Here is a 723-nt window from a genome sequence, read left to right on the forward strand (position 1 = left end):
ACCGTCCGGGGAGAAGCCCACCGCCCGGATCAGGTTCCGGTGCCCGGTGAATACGGCGGTGCGTACCGGTGCCGCTCGATCGGCGACGTCCCACAACACGACGCTGCGATCCGTGCTGCCCGTGGCCAGGCTCCCGCCGTCCGGGCTGAAGACGACCGCGCGTACGGCGCCGCCGTGGCCGCTCAGGCCGGCTGTCTGGTACGGGTGCGTGGGGTCGGTCAGATCCCACAGCCGTGCCTGCGCGTCGTCCGTCCCGGTGGCCAGCGTGTGCCCCTCGGGGCTGAAGGCTGCGGACAGCACCGCGGGACGGCCGGCTGGGGCGAGGACCGCCTGCCGGCGCGGGTGGGAACGGTCCGTCACATCCCATACCTCTGTGGTTCCGTCCTGCCAGCCGAGGGCCAGCAGCCGTCCGTCGGGGGAGAACACGGCGGTGTTGAGCGGGCCGTCGTGGCGGGGTAACCGGGCCAGGCGGGTCGCCTCCGGGGGACGGGCACCCACCGCCCACAGCGAGGGCACACCGAGGTCGGAGGCGAGCAGGGTGCGTCCGTCGGGGCTGGCGGCCGCGCTCTGGATGACTGTCCCCATCCCGCCGACGGTTCCCAGGCCGACGGGATGCGCGGGGTCCGCCAGGTCGAACATCCCCAGGACGCCGTCCTGGCCCAGCAGGTACAGCAGACGCCCACCGTCGTCGAGCCAGGACGCCGTCACACCCTGGGTGAACGT

Annotated in this window: 1 protein-coding gene; it reads right to left on the reverse strand. The window is 73.6% G+C overall.

Going from position 1 to position 723, the window contains the following annotated elements; translation table 11 throughout:
• Positions 1-723 (reverse strand): WD40 repeat domain-containing protein (locus tag MJ785_RS16915; RefSeq protein ID WP_370652969.1); only part of this gene is annotated, 723 nt, incomplete at both ends.

This window comes from Protofrankia sp. CiT1, from assembly GCF_917627335.1.
GTDB lineage: Bacteria > Actinomycetota > Actinomycetes > Frankiales > Frankiaceae > Protofrankia.